This window comes from Hahella sp. HN01 (assembly GCF_018986435.1).
GTDB lineage: Bacteria > Pseudomonadota > Gammaproteobacteria > Pseudomonadales > Oleiphilaceae > Hahella.
This window is the reverse complement of the sequence record NZ_JAHMIN010000017.1, coordinates 128,435-145,454: the sequence shown is the minus strand read 5'-3', so window position 1 is coordinate 145,454 and position 17,020 is coordinate 128,435. Positions and strand designations below refer to the sequence as shown.

Here is a 17,020-nt window from a genome sequence, read left to right as displayed (position 1 = left end):
CTCTTAATACGAAGAACCCGTCCTCGTGACGGGTTTTTTTTGCCTGAAATTTAACGTCGGGCCCTGCGCCACAACTTAGCCCCTCCCAAGTTCAGTGAAAGTCGCGCGAGGGCGACTCCAGGCCTTCCGGCTGTGGCGTCAGACCTTTCTGTACCTTTTATGCTAATTCTCTACAATTAGTGACAACGTTAGTCTGGCCAAGTGGTTTTTGTTAATAAACAATGAATGCTTTGGTATGTATAATGCCGAGCCCTGTTATATCTAGTAGGGCGTTGTGTTTTTAATTGGCTATTTGGAAAGGCCCACTTCTTAATGAGAATACTACACCTAATAAACCTTGATAATGTTGGTGGCGTTGAAAGGTTATTCTGTGAGTTTATAAGCCACACGAACCCAACTGGCGTAACAAACTTGGTTTTAGCGGATAGTAAAAACATTGCGCCTTTATTGAAGCCAGCTGTTAAGCGCTTTTCCAAGCAAATATCTTTTTATAAACATTGGGGGAAACTGAAAATCCCTAAGAAGCCAGTGAGTCTTAGATTGAAGCATCGTCGTCGGTGTATTCATGAGTCTAAGCCGGATCTGGTGCTTATCTGGAATCAACTTTCAGATATCCAGCAAGGCGACATCCCGCAGGGCGTGCCTGTGGTGTACTACGAGCACGGGATGGCTTGGTACTCCCATAGTCCCTTGAAAGAGAAAAACTTCTTTCCACAAGTGGACGGGTATATAGCAGCCTCTTACGCTGCAAAGAGAATGCTGGAACTTAAATATAGCGTTAGTGAGAGAATTGACGTTTGCTTGAATCCTATCCGTAATGCATGTCTGGAATACCCACAAAAAAAGAAACTAGACGATAAAGGCAGGCCTTTTGTTATTGGCGTTGCATGTCGATTGGTTGCGTTAAAGGCGGTCAATATAGGCATATACGCGCTGAAGGAAATACTCGATAGAGGAGTTCCGTGCGAATTAAGGATTGCCGGAGCTGGGCCTATGCGAGAAAAGTTAGAGGCGCTAGCAGTGAAGCTGGGCGTGAAGGAGTCTGTGTCGTTCCTGGGTTTGGTGGATGATATGGACAACTTCTACAGGGGCATAGATTGCCTGTTGTCGACCTCCATTCATGAAACATTTAGCTTGGTTAGCGCGGAAGCAATGGCTGCGGGCTGTCCAGCAATCGTTGGTAAAGTTGATGGGCTGCCTGAGGTTGTGAAGGACGGAGTAACAGGCTTCTGTTTGCCTCCCTCCCTTTGTAAGGAAGAGTATTTGAAAATGGATGCGTCAAGTCCTCATCTACCGCCGCAAATATATGATGTGGATGCGGATAAGATCGTTCCGCCTAAGCTATTAGCTCCGGCGGAAATCGCCGAAGCTGTTCAGAAGCTGGCTCAATCTAATGAGCTCTATCAACAAATGAGCGCTGAGGCTCAAAAATGGACTCGAAGCCAATTCCAATTTGAGCGATATATGTCCGAGATGATGTCGGCGCTACGTTCTTATTGTTCTTAGTTGTTTGCGCCGAACTGTTTGGCGTACTCCGTCAATGTGGCTCCGCGATAACGCCCATTGGCGGCTTTAAATAATTCTGTAAGATCGCGATATAAAGCTTCGATAGACTCTTTCGTTTTAAAAGTCGGGCTGCCCCCAGGCATGAACTCAGATGAGTGCAGTATGAACTCGACATATGGACGTTGGTTTTGCTGTGCTTCGTCTAGTACTCGCAACATATTTTTAAGGTTGTTTCCTGTTGGTCTCAACCAGATTGTCGCATCCTCTTTCTCGCGGCCTTTGAGTTTGTTAATCGCTTTGCGGCACTGACTGATGAACTTTGAGTATTTTGGCAGGATGCTTACAGGCAACTCCAGTAGGGCGGAATCTCCTTTTTTGCGGATATCGCTTAGATCGAGATAGTAAGGCGCATCTGGAAATCCGCGATAGTCTGTTCCCCCTTGTTGCTTGGGGTCTCCTAGATTCTTGCGCCAACTGACGCCGGGGGTCACAGAGCAGTCCACCAAGTAGCCATGCTTAACCAGTGTCTGCGCATAGAACTCGTTAAATGCCCATCTTCCTGCGCGATGACTGGTCATTTTGCTAGAGAAAGTGTCTTCCAGTAGCTTAGTCAGATAGTCAATTTTCTGTTCTATGAGCGCTTCTGGGTATTCAATTAAATAAGGCAGGTAGCGGTAGTCGTCCTCTGTCAGACTTTCCTCTGGCGGGCTATTCCAGGCATGAAGATGCATGCCGATCTCAGCCGTATCTCGTTCAAGGCAGTCTTTTGCGAACTCAATATATTGGTCGGATATCGCCATTTCATAGTTGGTTAGATAAGTTGGCTTGAGGCCAAAACGTTCGCACAACTCCTGAAATCTTGGGAGGAAACCTGCGTTTTTTGTTTCAATCTGGCGGGGGCTGGACCAGATATTATCGCCCTCTGTGTCAATAGTTATCAAAAAGGCGGGTTTAGTCTCGGCTGATTGCATTCTATTATTCCATGCTGCCGTTTACCGGGAGTAAACGTTTGTATAAGTCTGTTAATTGTTGGCCCATACGCTCCGGGCTATATGGTTCAATAGCATTGCGTGCCGCGGCGCCAAGATTAAGCCTGTGAGGCTGGTCGAGAAGTTTGATGATTGCGCTCGCACAGCCGTCAGAGTCCAATGCGTCGACAACGTAGCCACTCTCACCTTGTTTAACCAGCTCTGCGCCACCGCACTGCTTGGATGTGATCACGGGTAAGGCGCAAGCCATTGCTTCAAATATGACGTTAGGAAAGGGGTCGTATAGGGCAGGTAAAATAAGGGCGTCGGCGGCGGCGTAATAGGGAATGACCTCTTTTTTTACCCCTACGAAATGTACTCGCTCATCCAGGCCCAGTTTGTTTGCTTGTGATCGATATGCCCTCTCGTGTTTATCTCCGCCGACTATGATCAAGTGTGTTTGAGATGATGTTTGAGCAAGAGCGGTGATAGCGGTGGCTAAGCCTTTCCTTTCAAACCCTGATCCAACGAATATTAAGGCTGTAGCCTCTGTTGGAATACCCAACTCGTGACGAATTTTGGCGCGGTGTGGCGAACAAGCTTGGGGCGAGAACTGTTCTGCGTTGACGCCGTTGTAGATAACATGAATGTTGGCTTCTGGAAAGTTGAAATAACGGATGATTTCCTCTTTCACCATATGAGAATTACAAATAACCGCGCGTAACCGGGATGATGCGAACAGGCACTTTTCACTTTCCAATACATAGCGATGGTAAGGGCTAAGCTCTAACCACCTTTGCTTAACCTTCGGCAGTATCCGTTTGCGTTGCTCCAACCAGGATCGGTGTACGCCGTCGCCTGCGCGGTAGATGTCACAGCAGGGCATGCGCTCGTGGGACTGTACAAGGTCAAAGTCGTGCTCTGCAATTTGGGCGCAGACAGCATTAGCAAAGCGTCTTTCTCGGGATATGCGTCCCCACTTCGGAGGGTTGCAGGTGATGACTTTTACGTTGCTGGCTTGTCCTTCCCATTTTCGGGTAAGTACGGTCAGCTCCAGGTTTTGTGCGCCGAGAGCATCCAGCGCCCGGCTTATGAATCTTTCAGCTCCGCCGTCAGGCCGGTATTTCTGTCTGATTATCGCCAATTTGATCGTCATGACGTCAGGCGCTCCACGGCATTCAGAGCTTGCTCAACCTGTATCTGTGACAGACATTCACTTCGCCAGCCATCGCCGCATCCGGCAAGGTCGCATGGGCGGCAAGGATGATTTGACGATAGAATTACGTGTTTGTTTAGCCAGGGAGACCACTCTCGCTCGTTGCTGGGACCAAATAGAGCTACACACGGAGTTTGAGTTGCTGAAGCGATGTGCATCGGAACGGAGTCTACGCCGATGAACAACTTTGCATGCTGTATCAGGGCGATCAACTCTTTGAGCGTCAGAGACCCGCTGAAGTTGATGACGGGATGAACCAGGCGCTCCAGAATATCCTCCATCATACGCATTTCATCCCCGCTCGGGGCTGCGCTAAGAACAATGGTATGTCCCTTTTCCTGTAAACGGTTAATTAGGGAAGCCATTTTATCTACATCCCAACTTTTAAAAAGCCAGCGGGAGGTAGGGTGTATGTGGATGTATTCCCCTGCTGACGCACCCTGCTCAGCCAAGCGATCAAGGACTGCGAGTTCTGCTGAATCGCCTGCTACAGCGGTCAGGCGTCGTTCTTCATCACTTGGATACAGGCCTATTCTGCGTAGCGCGTCGAGGTGTTTCTCAACGGTATGGCGATGTTTTGCGTTTACAGGATAGTGATGAGTGAATGTCTTTTTCCAAAGTTTTCCTGGACGTCGGGCGTAGATCTGACAGACGGACAACCTGGGCTTAAGCAGTCGAGTCAACAACATGCCGCGCCAATGTTCAGTTAGGTGAATGACCAAATCGTACTGACGTTGCTTGAGCTGACTAATCAGTCCCCACTCCGCTTCAAGTTGGCGTCGAACGCCCAGCTTTTTCCATCCCCTATCAATCAAGTGCAGTTGCGATATTGCTGGGTGAAGACTCAACATGTCCTGAGTATCTTTGTATACCAGACCGTCCACCTCAAGATGAGGATATTGTGCTTTTAACGCGGTAAAAACAGGAGAGCTCAGCAGGACGTCACCGTGGTGGCGAAGTTTAATGACAAGAACTCGCTTGATTTCGGAAAAGTCCACCGCATCCTTCAGTAGGAGGCTTGGAATGATATTACTTGCCGCCATAATGCGAATGATTCTCCCTGTTCTCCTCAGTCTTAAACCGCCGATGCATCCACAGGTATTGGGCGGGATAGCGGCGGATGGCGTTTTCTATCGCCAGATTCGTGGCGGTGGCGTCTGCAAGGTCGTCGCCGGATGGGTAGTCAGAAAGCGCGGGCTCGAAGTAGACGTCGTAGCCGCCGTTTTCGTTACGGAAGTGACTAAAGGGGACGACGGGCGCACCGGTTTTTTGTGCGATGCGTGATGTTGTGGTGATCGTTGCCGCCGGCACATTAAAAAATGGCGCGAATACGCTGCTGCGACGACCATAATCCTGATCTGTGGCATACCAGATTGTTCCACCTGACCTTAGATGGCGGATAAGGCCGCGCAAGTCGTCTTTGCTCAATACGGGATGGCAAAATTTTCTACGGGCGCGGGTCATCACCATGTTGAACAGGGGATTATCGTGGTCCCGTTGCATGCTGGCTGCGCTGGAATAAATATCAAATAATGCGCCGCCAAGATCCAGCGTCGTGAAGTGGCCGCCTAATAGAATAACGCCTTTGCCTTTCGCCTGCGCCGCTTTCAGGTTTTCCAGACCGTGCGCCTTGGTAATGGCGCGAAAGCGTTCTTTTCCAGTAAACCAGGCGGAGGCGGCCTCGAAATAGCCGATGGCGTTGTTGTCAAAGGCGGACTTTACCAAAGCTTGTCTCTGCGAGGAGGCAAGTTCTGGAAAGCAAAGATTAATATTAACCTCAGCGATTTTGCGTCGCTTGGGCAAAAAATAGTAGGCGGCGCGGCCCATCAGAATCCCCAGGGCGCGTTGCAGGGCCAACGGCGTATGGGCGATCAGCCATAGTAAAACGATCCCAAGCCAGGTTGGCCAATAACGGGGGTGAATAAAGTCTGAATAGGTCAGATCGCGTTTCTCTTCGGACACTTAACGGCGTTCCCAAAACAAAAGAAGCGCATTTTAGCCCGATCCCGCCCGGCTCTCCAGTTTGTCTAGCCAGTTGACGGAGCGGTAAGGTGCTGTGAGGGGGAGAGGCGTGCTAATATTGCGGCGCGATCCTTCCATCGCAAACAGATAAATGAAGGCTTCAATTTTGAGGACGGGCATGCAGATACAGCTTCCAATGTTTCAGAATTCACGGGTCGTAGTGGTTGGCGACGTTATGCTGGACCGCTACTGGTACGGTGCGACATCAAGGATTTCTCCTGAAGCGCCGGTGCCCGTCGTCAAAGTGGAGCAGTTGGAAGACCGGCCCGGTGGCGCAGCTAACGTGGCCTTGAACATCGCTGCGCTAGGCAGTGCGGCGGTGATTTTGGGGGTAACGGGTAAAGATGAAGCTGCGCAGTCACTGGCGGCGCGAATGGAGTCAGCTGGCATATTGGCGGATTTTCAGGAGCACGAGACTCTACCGACCATCACCAAGCTGCGGGTGGTCAGTCGTCATCAGCAGTTGATTCGCATGGATTTCGAAGAGAGCTTCGCTGGCGTTCCGCAGGAGCCGCTGGAAAAGAAAGTCGCAGGCCAGTTAGCCGGCGCAGGGGCTTTGATATTGTCCGATTACGGCAAGGGCGCCTTACGCGATCCGCAAGCTTTTATTCAATTGGCGCGAAGCAAACAAATCCCCGTGTTGGTCGACCCTAAGGGCAGTGACTTTGAGAAGTATCGCGGCGCAACTTTGATCACCCCTAACTTATCTGAATTTGAAGCAGTGGTAGGGCATTGTGCAAGCGAGGCGGAACTGGTTCAGCGAGGCTTAAAGCTGGTTGAAGAGCTGGAGCTTGAAGCGCTGCTGGTGACGCGCAGTGAACAGGGGATGACCCTGTTGAGAGCGGGACGACCCGAGCTGCATTTGCCTGCCCAGGCGAAAGAAGTCTTCGATGTTACTGGCGCAGGCGATACGGTTATCTCCGTGCTTGCGGCCGCATTGGCGGCAGGTAGTGAAATGGGGCAAGCGGTGGCGCTTGCCAATATTGCCGCCGGCATTGTTGTGGGCAAACTGGGTACGGCTTCAGTTAGTGCGCCGGAATTGCGTCGCGCAGTGCAGCAGGAGCAAGGCGCTGGGCGTGGCGCGATGACGGTTGAGCAATTAAAGGTGGCGTTGGACGACGCACGCGCCCATGGTGAGAAAATTGTCTTCACGAACGGGTGTTTCGATATTATTCACGCTGGCCATGTGGGATATCTGGATCAGGCGCGAAAGCTGGGGGACCGATTGGTCGTTGCCATTAACAGCGACGCCTCTGTGAGCCGTTTGAAAGGACCCGCGCGCCCGATTAACCCTCTCGAACGCAGGATGGCCGTGCTCGCTGGGCTGGAAGCAGTGGACTGGGTTACCTGGTATGAAGATGACACGCCAGAGCGTTTATTGGAGATTCTGAAGCCGGATATCCTGGTGAAAGGCGGCGACTACAGCAAAGAACAAGTCGTCGGTTGGGAGATCGTCGAAGGTTATGGTGGAGAGGTTCGGGCGTTGGACTTTTTGGATAACTGTTCAACCACCGCCATCGTTGAAAAGATTCGCAAGGATCAGGACAAGTAGTCGCTACGCATTGTGATGGCCTGCTTTAAGGAAGGGGAATGACTGGCGACGCAGAAGCGTCGCCAGTCCGCATCAGTTAACCTTTGTAGGCCGCCGCTGCGTCTTGAATCGCCTTACGGGCTGCTTCGCGGTCCGCCCATCCAGCGATTTTCACCCACTTGCCTTCTTCAAGATCCTTGTAGTTCTCAAAGAAATGCTCGATCTGCTTGATCAGCAGTTCAGGCAGGTCAGTCGGCTCGTTGACGTTTTTGTACAGCGGAGTCAGCTTGGAGTGAGGAACCGCCAGCAGCTTGGCGTCTTCACCAGCTTCGTCAGTCATGTTCAACACACCGATTGGACGGCAACGGATCACTGCGCCTGGCTGGATTGGGTAGGGCGCAACAACCAACACATCCAGCGGGTCGCCGTCGTCAGACAGCGTGTGAGGAATAAAGCCGTAGTTGCAGGGATAGAACATGGGCGTGGCCATGAAACGGTCGACAACTACCGCACCGGAGTCTTTGTCGATTTCGTATTTAATCGGGCTGCTTTGCGCAGGAATTTCAATTACGACGTTAATATCGTCTGGCAGTTCTTTACCTGCGGAAATATTGTCAAAGTTCATAATCTGTACTTTCCATTCTATTAAAAAGCTGGGCAGCAAATTATAGGAGCTTTGCCCCGCTAAAACCAATAAGGCGTCTGTCCGAGCTTAGAGACCGAGTTGCTTGGCGATAATCTCGTTCATGATTTCGGTGGAGCCGCCGCCAATGCTGAGTATGCGGGCGTCCCTGTATAGCCGCTCCACTACGGACTCGCGCATGTAGCCCATGCCGCCATGAATCTGTACGGCGGCGTCCGTTACCTCTTGGGCGGCCTGAGAACAAAAGTTCTTCGCCATGGCGACTTCTTTGATCGGGTTGTCGCCGTTTTGTATGCGTTGAGCAATATTCAATGTGTAGTTGCGAGCAATCTCGACCTTTGTCGCCATTTCGACCAGGCGATGCTTGATAACCTGAAACTTGGCGATTTTTCTACCAAACGCGTCGCGCTGACGGGCGTAGCTCAATGCCTGTTCATAAGCGATTTGCGCGGTCATATAGCCCATGATGGAAAGCGCGAGGCGCTCCATCAAGAAGTTGCTCATAATGGCGATAAAACCACTGTTTTCGGGACCGATGAGATTTTCAGCCGGAACAAGGCAGTCATTAAAAAACAGCTCTGCTGTATCGCTCGCCCACCAGCCCATCTTTTTCAGGGGTTGGCCCGTGCTAAATCCCTCTCGCTCCCGCTCCACCAAAATCAGGCTGATGCCCGCGTGGCCTTCTCCGCCGGTGCGTACGGCCACCGTGTAGAAGTCTGCCCGATGGCCGCTGGTGATGAATGTTTTGGAGCCATTGATACGATAAGCGTCACCCTCTAGTACGGCGCGAGTTTGCAGATTGGCGACATCGGAACCCCCACCTGGTTCTGTAATGGCGAGCGCGGCGATTTTTTCGCCCTGGAGCACAGGTGGAATCACTTTATCCTGCAGTATAGAACTGCCCCACCGGGCAATGGGCGGCAAGGCAATATCCAATGACCCCAGGCTGGCGACAAAGCCGCCAGAAGTGCTGCGCATGAGCTCTTCGCTGACAGCGACCTTCATCAATATATCGCTTTCGCCAGAGCCCCCCCACTTTTCATTGAAGCCAACGCCCAGTACGCCGGCCTCTCCCGCAAGACGATAGATTTCCCGAGGAAACGAGCCTGCTTCCTCCCATTCCTGAATATAAGGCGCGACATGTTGTTTGATGAATGCGGCGGTTGTGCGCCGCGCCATTTGATGAGTCTCGTTGAACATGCGCAAATCCCTTATCTAGTTGTTATCAGGGCTCAGATTATCGATCAATCAAAAACCAAGCAAGCGCTTGTTTTTTGATTGAGGGAGAGAGGAGAGAATAGAGGGATTCTGAAAAATGGGTAAATACCGAATCCTGAGAGGATTTTGAAAGACGCTTTGGTCGACTGGAGGCGGGAGAGATAAATGGCGCGATCCTGGGAGCGCGCCAGATTCTCAATCAGTCGTTGGCTTTGATTGTCTTTACGCCTTCCTGCGACCCCAGCAGGAGTACGTCAGCTGGGCGCATGGCGAACAGGCCGTTGGTGACCACGCCAGTGATTTGATTGATCTGCTGCTCCAGTTTTACTGGCTCCAGAATGCGCAGATTGAACACGTCGAGGATAATATTGCCATTGTCCGTCACACAGCCTTCTCGATAGACCGGGTCGCCGCCCAGCTTCACCAGCTCCCTGGCCACATAGCTGCGCGCCATGGGGATGACTTCGATCGGCAGTGGGAAGTCGCCGAGCACGCCGACCCATTTGGATTCGTCGGCGATACAGATAAAGGTTTTGGCGTTAGCAGCGACGATTTTCTCGCGAGTCAATGCCGCTCCGCCGCCCTTGATCAGCTCCAGGCGTGGGTTGGTTTCGTCAGCGCCGTCAATGTAGAACTCCAAGCCGGAAACGGCGTTAAGCTCATAGACGGGAATATTGTGTTTCTTCAAACGTTCGGCGGAAGCCTCTGAGCTGGCGACCGCTCCCTCGAACTGAGTTCTTACTTCCGCCAAGGCGTCGATAAAATAGTTGGCCGTGGAGCCTGTCCCGATACCAAGAATGGTATCTGTCTGCAAATGGGGTTTGATGTATTCCAGCGCCGCTTTTGCGACTGCCTGCTTTAATTCGTCCTGGTTCATAAGCCCGCCCTCAAAAATTTGGGAATTATAGACCTCGCATCCCATCAATAGTAGACGTTGGGTCCGTAATGCCGATATTATTTGGCGCTTAATTCCGCTAGCGATTTAGTAAATTCCCATCATGCCCCACCGATATATAAAAAAGATCCTGGACGCCAAAGTCTATGATGTTGCGATAGAGTCTCCTTTGGAGTCGGCCCACCTGCTGAGCCACAGGTTCAATAATCATATTCTATTGAAGCGTGAGGACCTGCAGCCTGTTTTCTCTTTCAAGTTACGCGGCGCTTATAACAAGCTGGCGCAACTTTCCGCGATTGCTAAAGAAAAAGGCGTGATTGCTGCGTCTGCGGGCAACCACGCCCAAGGGCTGGCGCTGGCGGCGCAAAAGTTGGGCGTCAAAGCAACTATCGTGATGCCGCAAACCACGCCGGAAATCAAAGTGAATTCCGTGCGGGCGAAGGGCGCGAAAGTGGTGCTGAAAGGGGACGCCTTTGACGAAGCGGCGGCGCATGCGCAAACGCTGGTCAAAGAAAAAGGCTACATCTATATACCTCCTTACGACGACGAAGAGGTGATTGCGGGTCAGGGCACGGTGGGCATGGAGATTATGTGGCAACACACGTCTCCTATTCATGCTGTGTTCGTTCCCGTTGGCGGCGGGGGTTTGATCGCGGGCGTCGCTGCCTACATCAAGTACTTGCGTCCGGATGTCAAAGTCATAGGCGTAGAACCGGAAGACTCCAACTGCCTCCATGCTGCATTGAAGGCAGGCAAACGGGTGACCTTGCCGGAAGTCGGCATCTTCGCCGATGGCGTCGCCGTCAAACAGATCGGTAAGGCTCCATGGGAAGTGTGTCGTCAGTATGTGGATGAAGTCGTTCTGGTCTCCACAGACGAAATCTGCGCAGGCATTAAAGATGTCTTTGAGGATACCCGCTCTATCGCTGAGCCAGCTGGCGCATTGGCGATTGCCGGTCTGAAGAAGTACGTGGCGAGAGAAAAAATTCAGGACGAAAACCTGATAGCCATTGTAAGCGGCGCGAACATGAACTTCGACCGCCTGGGTTATATCACTGAGCGCACTGAAGTCGGTGAGGAGCGCGAGGCGATTCTTGCGGTGAGAATTCCAGAGCGCCCAGGTAGTTACAAGCGTTTCATCCAGGCGTTAAGTCGCCGTAATATCACCGAGTTTAACTACCGTTATTGTGATGCGACGGAAGCGCAGATCTTTGTTGGCGTTCAGATCAGCTCTGGTCTGGAAGAGCGCAAAGAGTTGGTTGGCGCACTGGAGGAAAAAGGTTACTCGGTGCTTGATCTCACTGATAACGAAGTCGCCAAAATGCACATCCGCCACATGGTGGGAGGGCATTCGCCAGCGTTAACCAACGAGAAGGTTTTCCGTTTTGAATTTCCGGAGCGTCCCGGGGCGTTGATGAAGTTCCTCATGGCTTTTGGCGCTCGCTGGAATATCACCATGTTTCATTATCGTAATCATGGCGCCGCTTATAGTCGTGTTTTAATGGGCGCGCAGGTGAACGATGACGAAATGGCGGAGTTCCGGAAAATGCTGGATACCGTTGGTTTCCGGTATTGGGAGGAGACCAATAATCCTGCCTATAAACTGTTTCTAGGTGCCTGATAATTAAGAGGTTTTAATATAAAGGCAGAAACGGTCACACTATTGCGTTTTAAAGCTTTGATTTAAATCAGGCAGGAGTTACAATACTTTTCTATAATTTCAAGTTAAGACAATTACCTATTTGTCTGATTTATAAAATTAAAAAAACGCCAATGAAAATTAGGGGGATGCATGAAGCGCAAGCCTGACGTCATGCTTACGCTTGTGATCGTATTTTGCCTTGGGTTGGTCGTCAGCGGCTTCACAACCTTTGGCCACAAGGAAGCACGTACGTCGCCCACATATGTTTCTGTCGCTGGCGAGGACGTTAATTAGTCCCTGTCTTCCTGACGATTCGAAAAAAGCCCTGTTAACGCAGGGCTTTTTTGTTTCTGAAGCGGTGCAACTGCTGATCCGTAGCGACGGCGGACAGTGGAATATCCCAGGGCTCGTGGGGTAGTTCTGGAAGTTGCTGGAAGTGATGAGCGAACCCAATCAATTTCGGTCTCTTGATAACGACTCGGCGGTCAGCAAAGGTGCGATCGTAATAACCCCCGCCCATTCCCAATCGGTTCCCCTGCTTATCAAAAGCGACTAATGGAAAGCACACCACATCCAATGACCAGGGTGGAACTCTTTTCGCTCCCCGCAGCACAGGTTCAGGAATGCCGTACTTATTGGGCTTGAGCCTGGCGCCGGGCTGATACCGAACGAACCATAACCGGTTGTGGTAAAGCGGGTGTAACACGGGAAGGTAACAGGCTTTCTTTCTGCGCCACAGGCGCTGAATCGTTGGAAGCGGATTAATTTCCCCGTCGTTGGCGAGATATAGACCCCAACGGGCGCTGCGACTGAGATGGATGGCTGAGTTGAGTGATTTTCGCAAGCCGGAGGCGGCGGTGCGTTGTTGGGCGGGTGTCAGCGCTCTGCGTTTTTTGCGCATGGCGCGACGAATAGACGCTTTATTCATAGCAGAAAAAGTAAACTCCCCGAGACAGCCGCTGTCTGACGTGGCCCTTGAACCCTTTGGTTCAAGGAGGTAACCGCTGGAATGAATTAGGCTTTCCCTTCAAGAGGGACTTGCACACATCACTCGCAGGAGGTAACCAATAATAAAATTCATCGGCTCGAGGACGTATCTGACTGGCGAGCAGTTCAGGGAGCTTGGGTCCTATTATAACGAAAAATGTAAAAAAAGCAGTGGGGTGAACCAGGAATATTCAATATTTTTTTCTTTTTTGATTACGTAATTGTATGTTTTGTAAAGTTATTTATTTCTCAATGCTGCATCCAGCTTTTCATGAAGCGTGCTCAGGGTGGTAGAGACCTGCTCGGTCTTCTGTCCTTGCTGCATTAGATCATACGTCAGGTTCAGGGCGGCCATGACCGCAATTCTCTCGGTGCCGTAGACTTTTCCCGACGCACGGATTTCTTTCATTTTCTGATCCAGCGCCCGCGCAGCGTCTTCCAATTGACGTTGCGCTTCCGGAGGACAAGCGACCAAGTACTCCTTGTCCAGAATAGTGACGGTGGCGGTATTGTTGGTGCGACTCATTAACGTTGCTCCAAAGCTTTCAAACGACTGATCATGGCCTCGATTTTGGAGCGGGCCAGATCGTTCTTCTGTAATAGTTGCATGCGTTCCTTTTGCCAGTCTTCCTGCAGCTGGCGTAGCGCCTGATTATCTGCTTCGAGCTGTTTGCACTTCTGTATCAGGCGGTCAATTTTATCGCTTAACTGCTGCAACTGAGAAACATCCATAAGTTTTTCCAGTGGTATTGCTAGGGTTCTTCAGGAAGAGTTTTCTAACATGCCTCGACTTATGACGGACGCAAATCAAAGCGGAAAAATGTTAGAAAACCAAACTGTAGGCGCATGGGCGTCCAATTAAATATAAGTCGCCGATGTAAGGGGGTCAACGTGCGCACCCACGTGGCGATATAAGTGGGCGTCATGTTAGCATACACAGCATTATTCTGGCGTGAGTCGATCCTGATAAAGTTGACGTCAGAACCGTAAAAAACATGATGGCGAAAGCTTGAGCCGTCGCATATATATTCAATTGCGCCCGATGCGCTTTATTAAAGCAGAGCGGGCGTTTTTGCCAAATGAATTCTATTTAATAAGGTTACACCACTCGCCGTTGCAAGCGACATTGGTGAGACCTTTGGAAGCGGGCGGTTTTCGCCCGATTGGAGAGTTAAACGAATGTCCCAACCCTACCATGCCCTGCAACAACTACTAAACCGCATCGACGCAGACGCCACTCCAGCAGGCGTTCACGGTCTCTGGTGCGGAAGAATGGCGGCGGGAGATCGGGCGCAGGATAACGACTGGTGGAGCTATACGCAGCGTTTCGCCGGCAGCGTCAATGCGATTGAAGAAAACCTGCAAGCGGCTTTCAAAGCCGTATACGGCTACGCGGAAGCGGCGCTGATGCAGGATAATATGAGCTTTCAGCCCTGGTTGCCGGAAGACGCCGTGGAATGTTCGCTGCGTGTGGCGGCACTGGCGGACTGGTGCAGAGGGTTCGTCGAGGGGCTGACATCTGTCTTGGGCAGTGGATTATCCTCCTGCTCGGCGGATGTGCAGGAAGTTCTTCAGGATCTGGTGGATATCGGCGAGGTGGACCCGGAAGTAGATGGCGACGAGCAGGATGAAAGAGAACTGCTGGAGCTGACTGAGTTTGTGAAAGTAGCTGCGTTGAATGTGCTGCAGGAACTTACCGCTGCTAAAAAGAACGCCGCCCCGGAAAAGAAAACGCTACATTAACGGTCCAAGGACAAGGCCCGCCGGCAGTTTGTACGGATGTGCGCCATATTACGGATAACTAAAAGTTTAAGAGAGATAGACGTGCAAGCATTATCGATTCGTGAATATCAGAAACGTCGGCGCCACCTGCTTGATGTGATGACGCCCAACAGCATCGCCATTCTGCCCGCTGCGCCAATTCGCATACGCAATCGTGACTCGGAATATCCCTACCGTCAGAGCAGCGATTTTCATTACCTCAGCGGGTTTGCGGAACCGGACGCAGTGATGGTGTTGATCCCTGAGCGCGAGCACGGCGAATCCATTTTGTTCTGCAAGGAAAAGAATCCGGACTACGAGCGCTGGAATGGCAAGTTGGCGGGACAGGAAGGGGCGATCGAACACTATCTCTTTGATGACGCCTTCCCCATCGACGATGTTGATGAAATTCTACCGGGCTTGCTGGAAGGTAAGCAGAGGGTTTACTACTCCATGGGACTGGATGAAAAGTTTGATCGCAGGGTCATGGAATGGATCAATGTCATTCGCAGCAAGATCAAGAATGGCGCGCACCCCCCCGGAGAGTTCGTGGCGTTGGAGCATACGTTGCACGATATGCGCCTGTTCAAGTCTTCCGCTGAAGTCAAAATCATGAAGCAGGCGGCGCGCATCAGCGCCGAGGCGCATAACGAAGCCATGCGCATTTGTAAGCCCGGGATGTATGAGTATCAGCTTGAAGCGGCCATTCAGCACGTATTCCTGCGGGAAGGCTCGCGAGCGCAGGCGTACAACTGTATTGTCGGCGGTGGCGAGAACGCTTGCATTCTTCATTACGTCACCAATAACGACAAACTCAAGAGCGGCGATCTGGTATTGATCGACGCAGGCTGTGAGCTGGATTGCTATGCGTCCGACATCACGCGGACCTTCCCGGTCTCCGGACAATTCAGCGCTGAGCAACGTACTATTTATGAAATCGTGCTCGCGTCCCAGGAGGCGGCCATCAAAGAAGTTCGTCCCGGTCGTCATTGGAACCAGCCGCACGAAGCGGCTTTGAAAGTGATTACCGAGGGGCTGCGTGAGATCGGTCTGCTCAAAGGCGAGCTGAATGAACTGATTGAAACCGAGGCCTACAAGAAATTCTTTATGCACCGCACGGGCCATTGGCTGGGCCTGGATGTCCATGATGTCGGCGACTACAAAGTCGGCGGCGAATGGCGGGTGTTGGAGCCCGGTATGGCGTTGACGGTCGAGCCAGGTATTTATATCGCGCCGGAACTGGAAGATGTCGATCCACGCTGGAAAGGCATTGGCGTTCGTATCGAAGACGATGTGATCGTGACCAAGCAGGGCGGTGAGGTCATCACCTCGGGTACGCCGAAGAAAGTCGATGAAATTGAGGCCTTGATGCGGGGTAAATGATGACCCGTCACTACGATATCGTTATCGTCGGCGGAGGTCTGGTCGGCGCAACCCTGGCTTTGGCCTTGCAGCAGTCTTCCCGGCGTCGCTTTCAAGTGGCGCTGGTAGAGGCGCTCTCCTTGCAGACCTCGTCTGAGGGGCCCTTTACACCCAGTTTCGATGTGCGCTCCACGGCGCTGTCTCACGGCTCTCGCCTCCTTTATGAGCGTATGGGGGTATGGCCCGCCATGGCTCCCTACGCCGGAGGCATCAGCACTATCCATGTTTCCGAACAGGGCAAATGGGGCGCGACCCGTCTGCAGGCTAAGGAACAGGGTCTCGATGCTTTTGGCTATGTGGTTCCCAATGCGGCCATCGGACGCAGTCTTGTTGCCTCGTTAGAGGGATGGGCGGACTTAACCGTATTGGCGCCCGCAGAGGCGGTGTCTGCGCAGAGCTGTCCTGAGGGAATGACGGTGCGTCTGCGGGAAGGGGAGCATGAGAGGGATATCGTCGGAAGATTGCTTGTGCTTGCTGACGGAGGACGCTCCAGTCTGGCGGAGGGCTTTGGCGTCGCCAGCCATCGCGTGGACTATGGCCAACATGCGCTGGTGGTCAACGTGGGCCTTTCCCGTTCACATGACAATATCGCGTATGAACGCTTCATTGATGGCGGCGCCGTCGCCTTTTTGCCGCTGGCGTCTGCGCGTAATGATCGCATGGCGGTGGTCTGGACTGTGCCGAGTAATCGCTTGCAGGGGCTGCTATCTCTGGACAAGGCCAGCTTTGCTGAGGCGCTGCAGTCTCAGATCGGCTACCGCATAGGACGTATTGTCCAGGTCGGCGATATCAATCATTACCCGCTTACGCTGCAAACCGCTCAGGAGCAGGTTCGAGAAGGACTGGTGCTGCTGGGGAATTCGGCGCATACGCTGCACCCTGTGGCGGGGCAGGGATATAACCTGTCTTTGAGGGATGCGCTGCATTTGGCGGAAGTGCTGAATGAGGCGGTCACCAGTGAAGAATTGGGTGGGCTGCCGATACTCAACAAGTACCTGGCGCGCCAGCAGGCGGACCAGAAACGCACTGTGACGGCCAGTGATGGGCTGATCAAATTATTTGGCGAAAAGTCCGCCTGGCTGGAAAGCGTCAGGCAGTTTGGCTTGATTAGTCTGAATCTGGCGCCTGCGGCGAAACGTAAGTTCGCTGAGTACGCCATGGGCGTCGCCGAGCGCGCGCCGCAATGGCGTTGAATATTGATTATTCGGA

The 17,020-nt window shown here is 52.1% G+C and carries 16 protein-coding genes and 1 other RNA gene; 6 read left to right on the top strand and 11 right to left on the bottom strand.

Annotated elements, in window-relative coordinates:
* Positions 1 to 312 precede the first annotated feature (312 nt).
* Positions 313 to 1,506 (top strand): glycosyltransferase family 4 protein, encoded by a 1,194-nt coding sequence (locus KP814_RS17555; RefSeq protein ID WP_216737959.1) that lies wholly within the window; start codon positions 313 to 315, stop codon positions 1,504 to 1,506.
* Here the strand turns inward: KP814_RS17555 and KP814_RS17550 are convergent.
* The 4 genes from KP814_RS17550 to lpxL are packed head-to-tail and all read right to left on the bottom strand — an operon-like array spanning position 1,503 to position 5,652.
* Complete coding sequence (locus tag KP814_RS17550; protein WP_216737958.1) at positions 1,503 to 2,477, bottom strand: polysaccharide deacetylase family protein; 975 nt, start codon at positions 2,475 to 2,477, stop codon at positions 1,503 to 1,505. The two genes, KP814_RS17555 and KP814_RS17550, sit on opposite strands and share 4 nt — an antisense overlap.
* A gap of 4 nt (positions 2,478 to 2,481) precedes the next feature.
* Positions 2,482 to 3,630, bottom strand: a complete 1,149-nt coding sequence (locus tag KP814_RS17545; protein WP_216737957.1) for a glycosyltransferase family 4 protein — start codon at positions 3,628 to 3,630, stop codon at positions 2,482 to 2,484.
* On the bottom strand, positions 3,627 to 4,733 hold the full coding sequence (rfaQ, locus tag KP814_RS17540) for a putative lipopolysaccharide heptosyltransferase III (RefSeq protein WP_216737956.1): 1,107 nt from the start codon (positions 4,731 to 4,733) through the stop codon (positions 3,627 to 3,629). Before rfaQ ends, KP814_RS17545 begins: the two co-directional genes overlap by 4 nt.
* Positions 4,720 to 5,652 (bottom strand): LpxL/LpxP family Kdo(2)-lipid IV(A) lauroyl/palmitoleoyl acyltransferase, encoded by a 933-nt coding sequence (gene lpxL / locus KP814_RS17535; RefSeq protein WP_216737955.1) that lies wholly within the window; start codon positions 5,650 to 5,652, stop codon positions 4,720 to 4,722. The genes rfaQ and lpxL overlap by 14 nt, the downstream gene beginning before the upstream one ends.
* Positions 5,653 to 5,830: 178 nt before the next feature.
* Between lpxL and hldE the strand changes: the two genes are divergently transcribed.
* Complete coding sequence (gene hldE / locus KP814_RS17530) at positions 5,831 to 7,264, top strand: bifunctional D-glycero-beta-D-manno-heptose-7-phosphate kinase/D-glycero-beta-D-manno-heptose 1-phosphate adenylyltransferase HldE (RefSeq protein WP_216737954.1); 1,434 nt, start codon at positions 5,831 to 5,833, stop codon at positions 7,262 to 7,264.
* A gap of 76 nt (positions 7,265 to 7,340) precedes the next feature.
* On the opposite strand, the gene ppa is transcribed toward hldE, so the two are convergent.
* The 3 genes from ppa to rpiA form a co-directional block, all read right to left on the bottom strand.
* Positions 7,341 to 7,868 (bottom strand): inorganic diphosphatase, encoded by a 528-nt coding sequence (ppa, locus tag KP814_RS17525; protein WP_216737953.1) that lies wholly within the window; start codon positions 7,866 to 7,868, stop codon positions 7,341 to 7,343.
* Positions 7,869 to 7,955: 87 nt separating this feature from the next.
* Positions 7,956 to 9,086: an acyl-CoA dehydrogenase family protein gene (locus tag KP814_RS17520; RefSeq protein ID WP_216737952.1), complete on the bottom strand. Its 1,131-nt coding sequence runs from the start codon at positions 9,084 to 9,086 to the stop codon at positions 7,956 to 7,958.
* Between the two features lie 217 nt (positions 9,087 to 9,303).
* On the bottom strand, positions 9,304 to 9,981 hold the full coding sequence (rpiA, locus tag KP814_RS17515; RefSeq protein WP_216737951.1) for a ribose-5-phosphate isomerase RpiA: 678 nt from the start codon (positions 9,979 to 9,981) through the stop codon (positions 9,304 to 9,306).
* Positions 9,982 to 10,102: 121 nt separating this feature from the next.
* Between rpiA and ilvA the strand changes: the two genes are divergently transcribed.
* Positions 10,103 to 11,620, top strand: a complete 1,518-nt coding sequence (gene ilvA / locus KP814_RS17510; protein ID WP_216737950.1) for a threonine ammonia-lyase, biosynthetic — start codon at positions 10,103 to 10,105, stop codon at positions 11,618 to 11,620.
* 349 nt (positions 11,621 to 11,969) lie between these two features.
* Here ilvA and KP814_RS17505 read toward each other — a convergent pair whose 3' ends face one another.
* The 4 genes from KP814_RS17505 to KP814_RS17490 form a co-directional block, all read right to left on the bottom strand.
* Positions 11,970 to 12,569, bottom strand: coding sequence for a 5-formyltetrahydrofolate cyclo-ligase (locus KP814_RS17505; RefSeq protein ID WP_216737949.1), 600 nt, complete (start codon positions 12,567 to 12,569; stop codon positions 11,970 to 11,972).
* 12 nt (positions 12,570 to 12,581) lie between these two features.
* A non-coding RNA gene (gene ssrS, locus KP814_RS17500) (6S RNA) lies at positions 12,582 to 12,764 on the bottom strand.
* Between the two features lie 102 nt (positions 12,765 to 12,866).
* Positions 12,867 to 13,154 (bottom strand): cell division protein ZapA, encoded by a 288-nt coding sequence (locus KP814_RS17495; protein ID WP_127973401.1) that lies wholly within the window; start codon positions 13,152 to 13,154, stop codon positions 12,867 to 12,869.
* On the bottom strand, positions 13,154 to 13,360 hold the full coding sequence (locus KP814_RS17490; RefSeq protein ID WP_011395022.1) for a TIGR02449 family protein: 207 nt from the start codon (positions 13,358 to 13,360) through the stop codon (positions 13,154 to 13,156). The genes KP814_RS17495 and KP814_RS17490 overlap by 1 nt, the downstream gene beginning before the upstream one ends.
* 447 nt (positions 13,361 to 13,807) lie before the next feature.
* On the opposite strand from KP814_RS17490, the gene KP814_RS17485 reads away from it, so the two are divergent.
* From KP814_RS17485 to ubiH, 3 genes are read left to right on the top strand one after another with little or no spacing between them, the layout of a single operon-like run.
* Complete coding sequence (locus KP814_RS17485) at positions 13,808 to 14,371, top strand: UPF0149 family protein (RefSeq protein ID WP_216737948.1); 564 nt, start codon at positions 13,808 to 13,810, stop codon at positions 14,369 to 14,371.
* Positions 14,372 to 14,407: 36 nt separating this feature from the next.
* On the top strand, positions 14,408 to 15,772 hold the full coding sequence (gene pepP, locus KP814_RS17480; protein WP_216737947.1) for a Xaa-Pro aminopeptidase: 1,365 nt from the start codon (positions 14,408 to 14,410) through the stop codon (positions 15,770 to 15,772).
* A complete protein-coding gene (gene ubiH / locus KP814_RS17475; RefSeq protein WP_216737946.1) occupies positions 15,769 to 17,004 on the top strand; it encodes a 2-octaprenyl-6-methoxyphenyl hydroxylase in 1,236 nt (411 codons plus the stop codon). The genes pepP and ubiH overlap by 4 nt, the downstream gene beginning before the upstream one ends.
* Positions 17,005 to 17,020 lie beyond the last annotated feature (16 nt).